This is a genomic window from Streptomyces sp. NPDC087787 (assembly GCF_044743035.1).
Classification (GTDB): Bacteria; Actinomycetota; Actinomycetes; order Streptomycetales; family Streptomycetaceae; genus Streptomyces.
Genome location: NZ_JBIUVQ010000005.1, coordinates 146,219 through 161,617 on the forward strand (window position 1 = coordinate 146,219; position 15,399 = coordinate 161,617).

Here is a 15,399-nt window from a genome sequence, read left to right on the forward strand (position 1 = left end):
CAGCATCCGGCCGGAAGATCCGTCCACCGGTCGGGTGCCGCAGACCAGAGTACCGGGTCACCCCCCGGATCTCGCAAAAAGATTGGGGCTCCCCGCGGCCGACCACTCTCCGTAAGATGCTCCGCGTGGTTCGCTACAGCGAACCGCGGTACCTGGGGAAGCGATGGGGAGACGCAATGGACGCCGCACAGCAGGAAGCCACCGCAAGAGCGCGGGAACTGCAGCGGAACTGGTACGGGGAGCCGTTGGGGGCGCTCTTCCGCAAGCTCATAGACGACCTCGGGCTCAACCAGGCCCGGCTGGCGGGGGTACTGGGGCTGTCCGCCCCGATGCTGTCGCAGCTGATGAGCGGCCAGCGCGCGAAGATCGGCAACCCCGCGGTGGTCCAACGCGTGCAACTTCTCCAGGAGCTGGCGGCCCAGGTGGCGGACGGCAGCGTCAGCGCGGCCGAGGCGACCGAGCGCATGGAGGAGATCAAGCGGTCGCAGGGCGGCTCGGTGCTCAGCAACACCACGCACACGTCGAACACCTCGGGGGCGCCGACGGTCAAGCGGGTGGTCCGCGAGATCCAGTCGCTGCTCCGCTCGGTCGCGGCGGCCGGTGACATCATCGATGCCGCGAACACCCTCGCCCCCAGCCACCCCGAACTGGCGGAGTTCCTCCGGGTGTACGGCGCGGGCCGCACCTCGGACGCGGTCACGCACTACCAGTCCCACCAGAACTGACACCGCGGGCGGCGAATCGCGCGTCGAGGGGGATGCGAGGGGGACGGCCCCAGGGGGAGGAGCGACGCACAGCCATGGGTGAGGTCTTCGCCGGCCGGTACGAGCTGGCCGACCCGGTCGGGCGCGGTGGAGTCGGCGCGGTCTGGCGGGCCTGGGACCACCGCCGTCGCCGGTACGTGGCCGCCAAGGTCCTGCAACAGCGTGACGCGCACTCCCTGCTGCGCTTCGTGCGGGAGCAGGCGCTGCGGATCGACCACCCCCATGTGCTCGCGCCGGCCAGCTGGGCCGCCGACGACGACCAGGTCCTGTTCACCATGGATCTGGTGGCCGGCGGCTCCCTGGTCCATCTGGTCGGGGACTACGGCCCACTGCCCCCTGCGTTCGTCCGCATCCTGCTCGACCAGTTGCTTTCGGGCCTCGCGGCGGTGCACGCGGAGGGTGTCGTGCACCGTGACATCAAGCCCGCCAACATCCTGCTGGAGGCCACCGGAACCGGCCGGCCCAGGCTGCGCCTGTCGGACTTCGGCATCGCGATGCGGCTGGGCGAACCGCGGCTGACGGAGACCAACCTGGTGGTGGGGACGCCGGGTTACCTCGCTCCCGAGCAGATGATGGGCGCCGAACCCGACTTCCCCGCCGACCTGTTCGCGACCGGTCTGGTCGCCCTCTATCTGCTCCAGGGTGCCAAGCCGGACGCCAAGGCGCTCGTGGAGTATTTCGCCGAGCACGGAACTCCCGGTGCGCCCATGGGCGTTCCTGAGCCGCTGTGGCAGGTCGTGGCGAACTTGCTGCAACCCGATCCGCAGGCGAGGTTCCGTACCGCGACGGGTGCGCGCAAGGCTCTTGCCGCGTGCGCCGAGCTCCTGCCGGAACCGGGCCCCGACGACGAGCTGATCGAGATCTTCGACCAACTCGGCCCGCTGCCCCCGGGGTTCGGACCCGAGGGCCCGCTCACCCGGAGCCCTGGGGTGACGGTCGGGCGGACGGCGGCGTCCGGTTCGACCGGTTCGACCGGTTCCGCCGGTTCAGCCGGCTCGGCGGTCGGTTCCGGGATCCCCGGTGCCGGGGCCGCCGCTTCCGGTAACGGCGGTTCCGTGACTTCCGGCGCCGGTTCCACGGCTTTTGGCGCGGGTGCCGCTGCCGGTACCGGGGGCGTGCCGGACCCGCGTCTCGAGCCCCGGGAGGGGACCGGGCCGGCGCCGGGCACGGACGTCAGCGGCCCGCCGTCGGATCCACCTCAGCCCTCCACGATGTCCGACACCGGCAGCTTCCACCTGCCACCGCCCCGGACCGCCGCCCCGGCGCGGGAGGTCCCGCCACCCCAGGGCGCTCCCCCGCAGGCTGTTCCGTCCCCCGCGGTGCCCCCGCACACCACGCCCCCGCAGGGCGTTCCCCCGGCACCGGCCGCCCCGCCCCCGTCCGGCCCCTCGTCCGGTGGCACGCCGCTCGAGCCCTCGGCCCGACCCGCGGCCCACGTCTCCCCTCACGACCCCACCCACGTGCTGTCCTCCCCCGATCCGCGGCAGCGCGCCGATGTCGCCACCGCTTCGTACACCGCCCAGGCCCCGCCGGTTCCCGTTCCGGCGCGGGGAGTCTCACGCCACCGCGCCGGACGGCCCCGCCGCCCCGGCCCGCCCGCGACGGTGGCGATCCCGCTGCTGCTCCTCGCGCTGGCCTGCTACGCCGTCGGTTTCTGGGCACTGAGCCGTCTGTAAGGCGCGCCACAGGCTTATCCCAGCACATCCTGGCCGATCCGCGGCCGCCCCCGGCGAGCGCGGCCCCCGCGCCCCTCCCGCCGCCCTACAGGGCGTCGGCTCTGCGCCGGGCGAGCACGGTCCACACCCCGAGGACGGCCAGCAGGACCGTTCCCGCCCCGATCCCGCCGACGGCGAGCGCCCGGAGCGCCGCGGAGCCGTCCGCCGCCCCGGCCGGGGTCGCCGCGGCCCGGTCGTGGGCGGTGACCTCGAAGAGCTGCCCGGGTTCGGACCGGCCCGCGTAGTCCGGACCCGGCTGCGCCGTGCCGTCCACCCGTACCCGCAGGACCAGACCGTAGGGCCCCTCGCCGAAGGAGTCGGCGGTCTGGGCCGCGAGGTGCACGACCAGGTAGTGGAGGCCGGCGAACCGCATCCCCTTGACCTGGGCGGCGAAACCGTGGCGGTTGGCGTGGGCGACCGGCGGCACGGGTGCGAGGGCGGCGGACGTCTGCCTGCCGCTGTAACCGGCGTACGCCTCCTCGACGTATCCGCGCACCGGGTTGTAGAGCGACAGGGTCAGCGCGCCGTTCACGTAGCCGCTGCCGCCGCTGGAACTGCCCAGCTCGACGCCGGCGTTCAGCTGCTGCCCCCAGTCGACCGGGACCTTGTAGAACAGGGTCTGGCCGGGTCGGATACGGGTGCGCCACAGGCCCTGCCCGATCGTGCTCGCCGCGGCGAACCCGGCACCCCCGGCCCGTTCGGCCGCCTGGCCGGTGACCGGCTCGGGGGAGGCGGAGTTCCAGGACCCGGGCGCGCTCGTGGCCCCGGCTCGTTCCAGCAGCGGCTCCGAGACGACGGCGAGTTCCAGGGGCCAGGTGTCGGACGAGGATCCCTTGGCGCCGACGCGTTCGACGAGGACGTAGTACGACCCGGCACCCTGGCACGGGGGACGGCCGGAGGAGACCTCGCGCGCCCCCCACGCGGCGACGGGATGCGGACTGCGGCTCGGGCCGAAGCGGGCGGCCTGCGAGGAGCAGGAGGCGCCGCGGGCGTCCTGCACCGAGATCCTGAGGCCGTCGGTGGCGGCGACCGCGGTGCCGGCTTTGGGCGCCGCCGTGGCGGAGACGTAGACGGTGGAAGTGGCGTCCAGGTCGAGGCGGTAGTACAGCTTGCCGCTGCCCGGCAGGGAACTCCTGTAGGTGCCGCCCGGTTCGAGGGGTACGGCGTCCGTGGTGCTCGTGGCTCCGTTGACGGTCCTGGCGCCGTCGGTGAAGGCGTACGGGTCCGCTTCGCCGGCCGCGAGAGCGCTCGCCCCTGGGCCGGCCGCCGCGAGGCACAGCGCCGCCGTGGCCACGGCCAGGCGCACGGCGAGATGGTGCGAGAGACACCGACCGCGCCGATCACGCCATGAGCGCCCTGCCGTCGCCCGCCGTCCCGCCCCACGCCGTACCATCCCGCGCCACCCCTCGCGTTCCGTCCCTCCGGACGTCGCCCATCATTCCCCTGGGGCCGCTACGCCATCCGCGCATTCCCCGGGCGCACACGCGACAACCGTCTCAGGAAGCGACGCCTACCTCACCCTCCGCGACCCCGCAACACGAGAGCGCGCCCGGGACGGGGGCCCACAACACAAAACCCCGACCGCTACGGCGGTCGGGGCCTGCTCAGTTCGGGATGTCGGTGCTCACGAACCCGTGGGCACGGAGTCAGTCGCCTCCGTCCACAGATCCTGCTCGGCGCGATCCGCCTGGATCTGGCGGTACACGAGGAGCCCGCCGATGGCGGCCAGTGCGACCAGGAGAAGCTTCTTCACCGCGCGACCTCGTCTTTCCTTGACGTAGGGGACCTCTGGCGCCCGACTATACACACCGGCCGATACCGATCGGTGACCTGCGTCGGCTGTCAACTACCGTGCGCGCGAGCGCAGTAGGCGTGGACGAAACCGCTCCGATCGGAGGGTGATCGCACCCGCACGGACGGTCACTTTGGGTACGCTCATCCCACCTTCGCACCTTTTCACCGCTCATGCGCCCATCCGAGTGGTGTTCATCCGAAGATCGCCGCGCCACGGGCGTCGGTCCACCACTTCGCGGCGCTCATACACATGATGAGCAAAGTACGCAAATCGCCCAACCTGAAAGTGAGGGGCCATGGACCAGCACAAAGTCATGAAGTTGTGGACCGCCATCGTCACCGCCTTCCTCGCGCTCTGCACGGCGCTCGGACTCATCACCACGACGGCCGCCTCCGCGGCCGCGGCCGCGCCGCAGCCCGAGACGGCGCCCAAGAGCACCGCACCGGTACCGGCACAGACGACGCCGTCCTTGTCCAAGCCCCACACCCCGTCCCTGCCCCCGACGATGAAACAGCGCATCCGCGCCGAGGCTCACGGAAGAACCCCGGGCTGCCGTCACCGCCCGCCGGTCGACGCCTTCTCCCTCGCCGCCGAACCCCGATGCCTCCCGGACGAACCGCCGGCCCGGCCGACCATCCCCCTCCAGCGCTGACAGGGCCGCACCGGCCCGGCCGGTGCCACCACCCGCACCCTTGACGTAACGGCGATTCGCGTACAGCACCAGCCGCAGAACGCGAAGCTCCCCGGCCACCACGGCCGGGGAGCTTCACCTGCGTCCGCGCCCCGGCTCCTCACGCCTCGGGTTCCCTGCCCATCGGTGTCCCGTTCACGGGACCGGCGCCGCTTCGGCCGGGGGCGGATGTGGTCGTGGACGGCGTCCGCGGCGATCACCACACCGATCACCAGCATGAGGACGGAAACGATCCGCTGGATCCCCTGCCCGCACAGGGCCTGGTAGCCGAACCAGGCCAGGGCGACGCAGGTCATCAGACGGTCGCCGAATTTCCTCAGGCGCCGGTCCATGCGCACTCCCGAGTACTGGACAGCCACTTCTCCGTCTGGGCGAGAGATACGAAAAGACCCCCGGCCCTATTGGTCCGGGGGTCTTCGTGCTGGTGGGGCTAACAGGATTTGAACCTGTGGCCTCATCCTTATCAGGGATGCGCTCTAACCAACTGAGCTATAGCCCCGCCGCGCTTTGCGGGGTGTGTCCCGCGCGCTGACTCCTGAAGATTAGCGCACGAGGGGGGCAGTCCCAAAATCGGTTGTCGGAGGACCGTCAGCGGACGTTTCGCGACACCACCGCAGACGCTGTGGAGGGCGCGCCGGCCGGTCTACTCGTCCTCGGCCAGCGTCAGCTCGACGCCGCCGACGAAGCCCGCGGAGAGGTTGTAGATGAACGCTCCGAGGGTCGCGAGGGCCGTCGCCAGCACCACGTCGATCACGGCGATGATCGACGTGAACATCAGCACATGGGGGAGGGACAGGAAGGACTGGAGGTCGAAGCCATTGGACTCGTTCGAGCCCGTGGCCTCGGAGATCGTCCCGCCGACCGTGGAGAACACACCCATCGCGTTCATGACCATCCACAGCACGGCGGCCGCCACGATCGTGCAGATGCCCAGGGCGATGGAGAGCAGGAAGCTGACCTTCATCACCGACCACGGATCGGCCTTGGCCACGCGCAGCCGGGCCTTGCGGGTGCGCGGCGCGGTACGCACGCCCGTACGCGGCCGGCGCACCGCCTGGGAGGCGGACTCGGCCGCCGGGTAGGCCTGCGGCGGGTGGTACGGCCCGGCGGGCTGCTGCGACTGCCGCTCACCCGGCAGCGGAGAGCCCGCCGCCTGCTGGCCGGCCGCGGCGTTCGCCTGCTGGGCCTGCGGGCCTCGGGTGTCCGTCACCGTTCCCCCCTGGGATCCGTGAGTGTGCGGCGTGTGCGCATCGGCCGCGGGCGACTTGATCGCTTGCAGATTGGTCGTATGCGTGTCCGTCGCAGGCGCGGCGGAGCCACGGCCGCCGCCGTCCGCTCCCGTACCAGTGGAGGTACCGGCCGATCCGGCGCCCGTGGCTCCGCTCACGATGACTCTCTCCTCGAGCTACTCGGCCGAGGACACCTCGCCCTCGTCCGTGCCGCTGGTCGCGGCCCCCTCGGCGGTCTCGTCCACGGCCACGTCGCCGTCGACTTCCTCCGCCTCGCGCCCCGCCTCGGCGTTACGTGCGATACCGACGACGGCATCGCGCTTCCCCAGATTGATCAGTTGGACGCCCATGGTGTCACGGCCCGTCTCCCTGACCTCGTTGACTCGCGTACGAATCACACCGCCCGAGAGCGTGATGGCGAGGATCTCGTCGGCCTCCTCGACAATCAGCGCTCCCACGAGCGAACCGCGGTCCTCCACGATCTTGGCGGCCTTGATGCCGAGGCCGCCGCGACCCTGGACGCGGTACTCGTCGACACGGGTCCGCTTGGCGTACCCGCCATCGGTGGCAGTGAACACGAACGTACCGGGTCGAACAACATTCATCGAGAGCAGTTCGTCGCCACCGCGGAAACTCATGCCCTTGACACCCGAGGTGGCACGGCCCATCGGACGCAGAGTGTCGTCCGAGGCGGTGAACCTGATCGATTGCGCCTTCTTGCTGATCAGAAGCAGATCATCATCGGCGGAGACCAGCTCCGCCCCGATCAGTTCGTCATCGGAACCGTCCTCCTGCTCACGCAGGTTGATCGCGATGACACCGCCGGAGCGAGGAGAATCGTAATCCTTCAGAGGCGTCTTCTTGACCAGGCCCGCCTTGGTGCCGAGCACCAGGTACGGCGCCGCCTCGTAGTCGCGGATCGCGAGGATCTGGGCGATCGCCTCGTCCGGCTGGAAGGCCAGCAGGTTCGCCACGTGCTGACCGCGCGCGTCCCGGCCGGCGTCCGGCAGCTCGTAGGCCTTCGCCCGGTAGACCCGGCCCTTGTTGGTGAAGAACAGCAGCCAGTGGTGCGTGGTGGAGACGAAGAAGTGGTCGACGATGTCGTCTTCCTTCAGCTTCGTGCCGCGCACGCCCTTGCCGCCGCGCTTCTGGGCGCGGTAGTCGTCGGTCTTGGTCCGCTTGATGTAGCCGCCGCGGCTGACCGTGACGACGATGTCCTCTTCGGCGATCAGGTCCTCGATGGACATGTCGCCCTCGTAGGGGATCAGCTTCGTCTTGCGGTCGTCGCCGAACTTCTCGACGATCGCCGCCAGCTCCTCGCTGACGATCCCGCGCTGGCGGACCGGGGAGGCGAGGATCTGGTTGTACTCGTTGATCTTGGCCTGGAGCTCGTCGTGCTCCTGGACGATCTTCTGCCGCTCCAGGGCGGCCAGTCGCCTCAGCTGCATCTCCAGGATGGCGTTGGCCTGGATCTCGTCGATCTCCAGCAGGCTCATCAGGCCCTCACGCGCGACCTCGACGGTCGCACTGCGCCGGATCAGCGCGATGACCTCGTCGATGGCGTCCAGGGCCTTCAGCAGACCGCGCAGGATGTGCGCCCGCTCCTCCGCCTTGCGCAGCCGGAACCGCGTACGACGGACGACGACCTCGACCTGGTGCGTCACCCAGTGGCGGATGAACGCGTCCAGCGACAGCGTGCGCGGCACTCCGTCGACCAGCGCCAGCATGTTGGCGCCGAAGTTCGTCTGCAGGTCGGTGTGCTTGTAGAGGTTGTTCAGGACGACCTTGGCGACCGCGTCCCGCTTGAGGACGATCACCAGGCGCTGGCCGGTGCGCGAGCTGGTCTCGTCGCGGACGTCCGCGATACCGCCGATCTTGCCGTCCTTCACCAGGTCGGCGATCTTCTGCGCGAGGTTGTCCGGGTTGACCTGGTACGGCAGCTCCGTGACGACCAGGCACTGGCGGTTCTGGATCTCCTCGACCTCGACCACGGCGCGCATGGTGATCGAGCCGCGACCGGTGCGGTACGCCTCCTCGATGCCCTTGCGGCCGACGACGAGCGCGCCGGTGGGGAAGTCCGGGCCCTTGATCCGCTCGATCAGCGCGTCGAGGAGCTCCTCGTGGGAGGCCTCCGGGTTCTCCAGGTACCACTGGGCACCGGAGGCGACCTCGCGCAGGTTGTGCGACGGAATGTTCGTGGCCATGCCCACCGCGATACCGGCCGAGCCGTTGATCAGCAGGTTCGGGAAGCGGGCGGGCAGGACGGTCGGCTCCTGGGAGCGGCCGTCGTAGTTGTCCGTGAAGTCGACGGTCTCCTCGTCGATGTCGCGGACCATCTCCATCGACAGCGGCGCCATCTTGCACTCGGTGTAGCGCATGGCCGCCGCCGGGTCGTTGCCCGGCGAACCGAAGTTGCCGTTGGAGTCCACCAGCGGCATCCGCATCGCCCACGGCTGCGCGAGGCGGACCAGCGCGTCGTAGATCGAGGAGTCGCCGTGCGGGTGGTAGTTGCCCATGACGTCGCCGACGACGCGGGCGCACTTGTAGAAGCCGCGGTCGGGGCGGTAGCCGCCGTCGTACATCGCGTACAGCACGCGGCGGTGGACGGGCTTGAGACCGTCCCTGACGTCCGGCAGCGCACGCGAGACGATGACGGACATCGCGTAGTCGAGGTACGAACGCTGCATCTCCGTCTCGAGCCCGACGGGCTCGACGCGCATGGCGAGGTCGCCGCCCTCTTCAGGGGTGACTGGAGTGTTCTCGTCGGCCATTGCTGGTGAGGATCCTTCCTGGTGCGGTCAGCTGAGACCGACTCAGATGTCGAGGAAGCGGACGTCCTTGGCGTTGCGCTGGATGAACTGGCGGCGGGCCTCGACGTCCTCGCCCATCAGGACCGAGAACAGGTCGTCGGCCTGGGCGGCGTCGTCGAGGGTGACCTGGCCGAGCACGCGGTGCTCCTGGTCCATGGTGGTCACGCGCAGCTCCTCGGCGTTCATCTCGCCGAGACCCTTGAAGCGCTGGATCGAGTCCTCACGGACCCGCTTGCCGCGCTGGCGGCCCATCTCGAGGAGCGCGTCGCGCTCGCGGTCGGAGTACGCGTACTCGACGTCCTCACGGCCCCACTTGATCTTGTACAGCGGAGGACGCGACAGGAACACGTGCCCGGCCTCGACCAGCGGCCGCATGAAGCGGAACAGGAAGGTCAGCAGCAGGGTGTTGATGTGCTGGCCGTCGACGTCGGCGTCCGCCATCAGGATGATCTTGTGATAGCGGAGCTTCTCGATGTCGAAGTCCTCGTGCACACCCGTGCCGAACGCGGAGATCAGCGCCTGGATCTCCTGGTTCTGCAGGATCTTGTCGATCCGTGCCTTCTCGACGTTGAGGATCTTGCCGCGGATCGGGAGGATCGCCTGGTACTCCGGGTTGCGGCCGGACTTGGCCGAGCCGCCGGCGGAGTCGCCCTCGACGATGAAGATCTCGCACTTGGTCGGGTCGTTCGACTGGCAGTCGGAGAGCTTGCCCGGCAGCGAGGCCGACTCCAGCAGGCCCTTGCGGCGGGTGAGGTCGCGGGCCTTGCGGGCCGCCACGCGCGCGGTGGCCGCCTGGATGCCCTTGCGGATGATGTCCGCCGCCTCGACCGGGTTGCGGTCCAGCCAGTCGTTGAGGTGCTCGTAGACGGCCCTCTGGACGAAGGTCTTCGCCTCCGTGTTGCCCAGCTTGGTCTTGGTCTGGCCCTCGAACTGCGGCTCGCTCAGCTTGACCGAGATGATCGCCGTCAGACCCTCGCGGATGTCGTCGCCCGTGAGGTTGTCGTCCTTGTCGCGCAGCAGCTTCTTGTCGCGCGCGTACTTGTTGATCAGGCTCGTGAGGGCCGCGCGGAAGCCCTCCTCGTGCGTACCGCCCTCGTGGGTGTGGATGATGTTCGCGAAGGAGTACACGCCCTCGCTGTAGCCGCCGTTCCACTGCATGGCGACCTCGAGGGACAGGCTCTTGTCCTTGTCCTCGGCCTCCAGGTCGATGACGGTGGGGTGCACCACTTCGCCCTTGCGGGAGTTGAGGTACTTCACGAAGTCGACGATGCCGCCGTCGTAGCGGTAGACGACCGCCTTGACCTCGTCCTTCTCGTCCGCACCCGCCTCGTCCGCCCCCGAGGTGGCCTTCGCCGACTCACGCTCGTCGGTGAGCTTGATCGTCAGGCCCTTGTTGAGGAACGCCATCTCCTGGAAACGCCGCGACAGCGTCTCGAAGGAGTAGTCGGTGGTCTCGAAGATCTCCGGGTCGGCCCAGAACGTGACCGACGTGCCGGTTTGCTCGATGGCCTCGTGCTTGGCCAGCGGGGCGGTCGGAACGCCCATCTTGTAGTCCTGCGTCCAGCGGTGGCCGTCGGTCCTGACCTCGACCGACACCTTGGACGACAGGGCGTTCACGACGGAGACACCGACACCGTGCAGACCGCCGGAGACCGCGTAACCGCCGCCGCCGAACTTGCCGCCCGCGTGCAGGACGGTCAGCACGACCTCCAGGGCCGGCTTGTTCTCGGAGGGGACGATGCCCACCGGGATGCCGCGGCCGTTGTCGACCACGCGCACGCCGCCGTCGGCCAGGATCGTCACGTCGATGGTGTCCGCGTGCCCGGCCAGCGCCTCGTCGACGGAGTTGTCGACCACCTCGTACACGAGGTGGTGCAGGCCGCGCTCACCGGTGGAACCGATGTACATGCCGGGTCGCTTGCGGACCGCGTCCAGACCCTCGAGGACGGTGATCGCGCTGGCGTCGTAGGAGGCCGTGACCTCGCCGTTCGAGGATGCGGCCCCGTTCACGCCGGCGTCGGTGGACGGAATGTTCTCGTTGGGGTTGCCGGAATCGGCCACGAAGCGCCCTTTCTGGCACAGCACGAGCCGGGCTCCTGGGGGTGCCCCCTCCGGGGAGGGTTGCCGGAGCGGCTGCGGCATGTTGCGTTGGTAAGCCTTGATCAGCGTTGCTCAGCTTTTCCCGGACGGTCCCCATCGATTGGGGCGGGATCGCCTTCCAGTCTACCGGTAGCGCCGACAGTGATGGGGGTTTGCCGGTACCTGAGTACGCATGTGGCGCCCTCAACCGGTCTTGGCCGGGTCCCGATATGCACAAGGGGGCTCCAAGAGGCTCACAGCGGCACTCAGCGCTTCCGGGCGTCAACACTTCGCTACTCCCGGGTCACGTAGGGATTCGCAAGAGCGTGCGGGTGCGCGCAGGACCGCCGTCACGCACCCCGAAAGTGCCGTCGGGCCCCCGTTGTGTGACGTCTGTCACCCATAGGTGTCCCCGGGTCCCGTACTGCCCGGAACCCGCAGCGGACCGTACCGGCGACCACCGCTGCCCGGCCCGAACACCCTGATCGTCCGCACCGCGCCGTGCCCCAGGTCCTCGTTGAGCCGGGCCACCAACGTCGGAGCCAGCAGCCGCAGATTCGTCGCCCACGCCGTCGAATCGCAGCGCACGGACAGCACCCGCTCGTCCTCGTCGTAGCGATCCGGCACACAGTGCTTGGCCACGTCCGCCCCGACGATCTGCGGCCAGCGCCCCATCACACCGCCCACCGCGGCAGGAGCCTCCCAGCCGCGCTCGGTGATCAGCCGGTTGATCGCCGCGCCGAGAGCCATCGGATCACGGCCGTCCGCCCGCGCCCCGGAACGCAGACCACCACGCCGCGCCTGCTTCCGCTGCTGCGCCGCGTCCCCACGCGCGCGTGCCGCCTCTTTCGCCGCGCGCAGCGCCACGCGCGCGAGGTCCACGCCCGACGGCTCGGGCGCCTTTCCCCGGCCTGCGTCCCGCTCGCCGCTCATACGCGCTCCACCGTCCCGTCCGACACGGTGAACCGCGCACCCGTCAGCACGTGCGGTACGTCGTCGTCGACCGCGGCGGTCACCAGCACCTGCTCACCGGGCGCCACCAGCTCCGCCAGCCGCTCACGTCGACGGCTGTCCAGCTCCGCGAAGACGTCGTCGAGGATCAGCACCGGCTCATTGCCCTCCGCGCGCAGCAGGTCGTACGAGGCCAGGCGCAGCGCCAGCGCGAACGACCAGGACTCCCCGTGCGAGGCGTACCCCTTCGCCGGCAGCTGACCGAGCCTGAGCACCACGTCGTCCCGGTGCGGCCCCACGAGCGTCACGCCCCGCTCGATCTCCTGCTTGCGGACCTCCGCGAGCGCGGCCATCAGCTGCGCGTAGAGATCCTCACGCGTGTGTGCCTCGCCCGGCGCCGACGGCTTGTACTCCAGCACCACCGGACCGCCGCCGGGCGCCAGCTGCTCGTACGCCTTGTCCGCCAGCGGCTCCAGCGCGGCGACCAGGTCGAGGCGCTGCGCGAGCAGCTCGGCGCCCGCCCGCGCCAGATGCTGGTCCCACACGTCCAGCGTGGACAGGTCCATGGACCGGCCGCCGTGCCGGCGCGCCAGCGCGGCCGACTTCAGCAGCGTGTTGCGCTGCTTGAGCACCCGGTCGTAGTCCGAGCGCACCCCCGCCATGCGCGGAGAACGCGCCGTCACCAGCTCGTCGAGGAACCGCCGCCGCTCCCCGGGATCGCCCTTGACCAGGGCCAGATCCTCGGGCGCGAACAGCACGGTCCGCACGATGCCCAGCACGTCCCGCGGCCTGACCTGCGAGGAGCGGTTGATACGGGCGCGATTGGCCCGGCCGGGGTTCAGCTCCAGCTCGACCAGCTGCTGCCGCTCGCCCTGCCGCACCTGTGCCCGGACCACCGCACGCTCGGCGCCCATGCGGACCAGCGGAGCGTCGGAGGTGACCCGGTGGCTGCCGAGCGTGGCCAGATAGCCGATCGCCTCGACGAGATTCGTCTTGCCCTGGCCGTTCGGGCCGACGAACGCCGTGACACCCCGGTCGAGCGGCACCTCGGCCCGGACGTACGAGCGGAAGTCGGCCAGCGACAGATGCGTGACGTGCATGGTCGTTCGCCGACCTCCCCCGGCGTTGCGGACCGCCGAGACGGTCCGGTGAACTACTTCTTCTCCACGGCGTGACCGCCGAACTGGTTGCGCAGCGCGGCGATCATCTTCATCTGCGGCGAGTCGTCCTGACGCGAGGAGAACCGCGCGAACAGCGACGCCGTTATCGCGGGCAGCGGCACGGCGTTGTCGATGGCCGCCTCCACGGTCCACCGGCCCTCGCCGGAGTCCTGCGCGTAGCCCCTCAGCTGCTCCAGGTGCTCGTCCTCGTCGAGGGCGTTCACCGCCAGGTCGAGCAGCCAGGAGCGGATGACGGTGCCCTCCTGCCAGGAGCGGAAGACGTCGCGGACGTTCTCCACGGAGTCGACCTTCTCCAGCAGCTCCCAGCCCTCGGCATAGGCCTGCATCATCGCGTACTCGATGCCGTTGTGGACCATCTTGGCGAAGTGGCCCGCCCCGACCTTGCCGGCGTGCACCGCGCCGAGGTCGCCCTCCGGCTTGAGCGCGTCGAAGACCGGCTGCACCTTGGCGACGTTCTCCGCGTCGCCGCCGTACATCAGCGCATAGCCGTTCTCCAGGCCCCACACACCGCCGGAGACGCCGCAGTCGACGAAGCCGATGCCCTTGGCGGCCAGCTCCTCGGCGTGCCTCTCGTCGTCCGTCCAGCGGGAGTTCCCGCCGTCCACGACCACGTCGCCGGGCTCCAGCAGCTCGGCGAGGGCGTCGATCGTGCCCTGGGTGGGCTCGCCGGCCGGGACCATGACCCAGACCACGCGCGGGCCGTGCAGCTTGCCCACAAGCTCTTCCAGGCTGTGCACATCGGCGAGGCCCGCGTTGCGGTCGTATCCGATGACGGTGTGGCCGGCGCGGCGGATCCGCTCGCGCATGTTGCCGCCCATCTTGCCGAGGCCGACGAGACCGAGCTCCATCAGTTGCGTTCCTTAGGTTTCACGACGTGGCGTTGACGGCACTTTCGTACCTGCGTCCGAGCCTAGACCCGGACGCTCGCGCACATCCGTGGGCATACCCGCTCATTCGTATGCCCGGACCTGAGGCCGCCACCTGCGGGAACGCGTCCGGCAGGCAGCCCGCTCAGCCGCTCAGCCGCACCGGCATGATCAGGTACTTGTAGGCCTCGTCCGCCTCGGCGTCCACCGCGGGCTTGCCGCTGAGCAGCGCCGGCTTGGTGGACGTCGTGAAGGACAGCTGCGCCACCGGGGAGTCGATCGCGCTGAGGCCGTCCAGCAGGAACGTCGGGTTGAAGGCGATCGAGATGTCGTCGCCCTCCAGCTGCGCGTCGACCCTCTCCACAGCCTGTGCGTCGTCGCTGGAGCCGGCCTCCAGGATCAGCACGCCCTGCTCGAAGCTCAGGCGCACCGGGGTGTTGCGCTCGGCGACCAGCGCCACGCGCTTGACGGCCTCCACGAAGGGGGCGGTCTCGATGACGGCCACGGAGTTGAACTCGGTCGGGAACAGGGTGCGGTACTTCGGGAGGTCGCCCTCCAGCAGCCGCGTGGTCGTGCGCCGCCCGGCACCCTCGAAGCCGATCAGGCCCTCACCGGCGCCCGAGCCGGACAGCGCCAGGATCACGCTGTCGCCGCTGGTCAGCGCCTTGGCGGTGTCCAGCAGGGTCTTGGCGGGCACCAGGGCGACCGCGGAGGCGTCCGGGTTCTCCGGCTTCCACAGGAACTCGCGGACCGCGAAGCGGTAGCGGTCGGTGGAGGCCAGCGTGACGGTGTCGCCCTCGATCTCGATGCGGACACCGGTCAGCACGGGCAGCGTGTCGTCGCGGCCGGCCGCGATCGCCACCTGCTGCACGGCGGAGGCGAAGACCTCGCCGGGGACCGTGCCCGTCGCGTTCGGCATCTGCGGGAGCGCCGGGTACTCCTCCACAGGCAGGGTGTGGAGGGTGAAGCGCGAGGAGCCGCAGACCACCGTCGCCCGTACACCGTCTGTGGAGATCTCCACGGGCCGGTTGGGCAGGGCGCGCGAGATGTCGGCGAGCAGGCGGCCGGAGACGAGGACCGTGCCCTCCTCCTCGACCTCGGCCTCCACGGACACACGCGCCGAGACCTCGTAGTCGAAGCTGGACAGGCTCAGCTGGCCGTCCTCCGCCTTGAGCAGCAGGCCGGCGAGAACAGGCGCCGGCGGACGGGCCGGGAGGCTGCGTGCCGCCCACGCCACTGCCTCCGCGAGTACGTCGCGTTCCACCCGGATCTTCACCGTAAGCCGCCTCCTGCTGTTGCTACTGAGTCCTCCGACTCG

Annotated in this window: 12 protein-coding genes and 1 tRNA gene; 3 read left to right on the plus strand and 10 right to left on the minus strand. The window is 70.2% G+C overall.

Going from position 1 to position 15,399, the window contains the following annotated elements:
- The first annotated feature begins 176 nt into the window (after positions 1 to 176).
- Together ACIOWN_RS10365 and ACIOWN_RS10370 are read left to right on the plus strand one after the other, a co-directional pair.
- Positions 177 to 725 (plus strand): DNA-binding protein, encoded by a 549-nt coding sequence (locus tag ACIOWN_RS10365; RefSeq protein ID WP_362350855.1) that lies wholly within the window; start codon positions 177 to 179, stop codon positions 723 to 725.
- 74 nt (positions 726 to 799) lie between these two features.
- Entirely contained in the window at positions 800 to 2,440 is a 1,641-nt protein-coding gene (locus ACIOWN_RS10370) for a serine/threonine-protein kinase (RefSeq protein ID WP_362350859.1), read from the plus strand.
- Between the two features lie 85 nt (positions 2,441 to 2,525).
- Here ACIOWN_RS10370 and ACIOWN_RS10375 read toward each other — a convergent pair whose 3' ends face one another.
- Together ACIOWN_RS10375 and ACIOWN_RS10380 are read right to left on the minus strand one after the other, a co-directional pair.
- Positions 2,526 to 3,785, minus strand: coding sequence for a hypothetical protein (locus tag ACIOWN_RS10375; protein ID WP_362350862.1), 1,260 nt, complete (start codon positions 3,783 to 3,785; stop codon positions 2,526 to 2,528).
- 318 nt (positions 3,786 to 4,103) lie between these two features.
- Entirely contained in the window at positions 4,104 to 4,232 is a 129-nt protein-coding gene (locus tag ACIOWN_RS10380) for a DLW-39 family protein (protein WP_003999697.1), read from the minus strand.
- Positions 4,233 to 4,569: 337 nt separating this feature from the next.
- On the opposite strand from ACIOWN_RS10380, the gene ACIOWN_RS10385 reads away from it, so the two are divergent.
- Positions 4,570 to 4,926 (plus strand): DUF6344 domain-containing protein, encoded by a 357-nt coding sequence (locus tag ACIOWN_RS10385; RefSeq protein WP_362350864.1) that lies wholly within the window; start codon positions 4,570 to 4,572, stop codon positions 4,924 to 4,926.
- Positions 4,927 to 5,387: 461 nt separating this feature from the next.
- Here the strand turns inward: ACIOWN_RS10385 and ACIOWN_RS10390 are convergent.
- The 8 genes from ACIOWN_RS10390 to dnaN all read right to left on the minus strand — a co-directional run bounded on the left by ACIOWN_RS10390 (position 5,388) and on the right by dnaN (position 15,357).
- A tRNA-Ile gene (locus ACIOWN_RS10390) sits at positions 5,388 to 5,464 on the minus strand.
- A 144-nt stretch (positions 5,465 to 5,608) separates the two neighbouring features.
- Positions 5,609 to 6,352, minus strand: a complete 744-nt coding sequence (locus tag ACIOWN_RS10395) for a DUF3566 domain-containing protein (RefSeq protein WP_362350914.1) — start codon at positions 6,350 to 6,352, stop codon at positions 5,609 to 5,611.
- A gap of 18 nt (positions 6,353 to 6,370) precedes the next feature.
- Positions 6,371 to 8,965 (minus strand): DNA gyrase subunit A, encoded by a 2,595-nt coding sequence (gene gyrA, locus ACIOWN_RS10400; protein WP_401981479.1) that lies wholly within the window; start codon positions 8,963 to 8,965, stop codon positions 6,371 to 6,373.
- A gap of 42 nt (positions 8,966 to 9,007) precedes the next feature.
- Positions 9,008 to 11,089 (minus strand): DNA topoisomerase (ATP-hydrolyzing) subunit B, encoded by a 2,082-nt coding sequence (gene gyrB / locus ACIOWN_RS10405; RefSeq protein ID WP_362351017.1) that lies wholly within the window; start codon positions 11,087 to 11,089, stop codon positions 9,008 to 9,010.
- 390 nt (positions 11,090 to 11,479) lie between these two features.
- The gene (locus ACIOWN_RS10410) at positions 11,480 to 12,016 is read right to left on the minus strand and encodes a DciA family protein (RefSeq protein ID WP_362350920.1); all 537 of its coding nucleotides are present in this window, start codon (positions 12,014 to 12,016) and stop codon (positions 11,480 to 11,482) included.
- On the minus strand, positions 12,013 to 13,134 hold the full coding sequence (recF, locus tag ACIOWN_RS10415) for a DNA replication/repair protein RecF (RefSeq protein WP_362350923.1): 1,122 nt from the start codon (positions 13,132 to 13,134) through the stop codon (positions 12,013 to 12,015). Before recF ends, ACIOWN_RS10410 begins: the two co-directional genes overlap by 4 nt.
- A 53-nt stretch (positions 13,135 to 13,187) precedes the next feature.
- Positions 13,188 to 14,063: a phosphogluconate dehydrogenase (NAD(+)-dependent, decarboxylating) gene (gene gnd, locus ACIOWN_RS10420; protein ID WP_362350926.1), complete on the minus strand. Its 876-nt coding sequence runs from the start codon at positions 14,061 to 14,063 to the stop codon at positions 13,188 to 13,190.
- 163 nt (positions 14,064 to 14,226) lie between these two features.
- Positions 14,227 to 15,357, minus strand: coding sequence for a DNA polymerase III subunit beta (gene dnaN / locus ACIOWN_RS10425; RefSeq protein ID WP_362350929.1), 1,131 nt, complete (start codon positions 15,355 to 15,357; stop codon positions 14,227 to 14,229).
- Positions 15,358 to 15,399 lie beyond the last annotated feature (42 nt).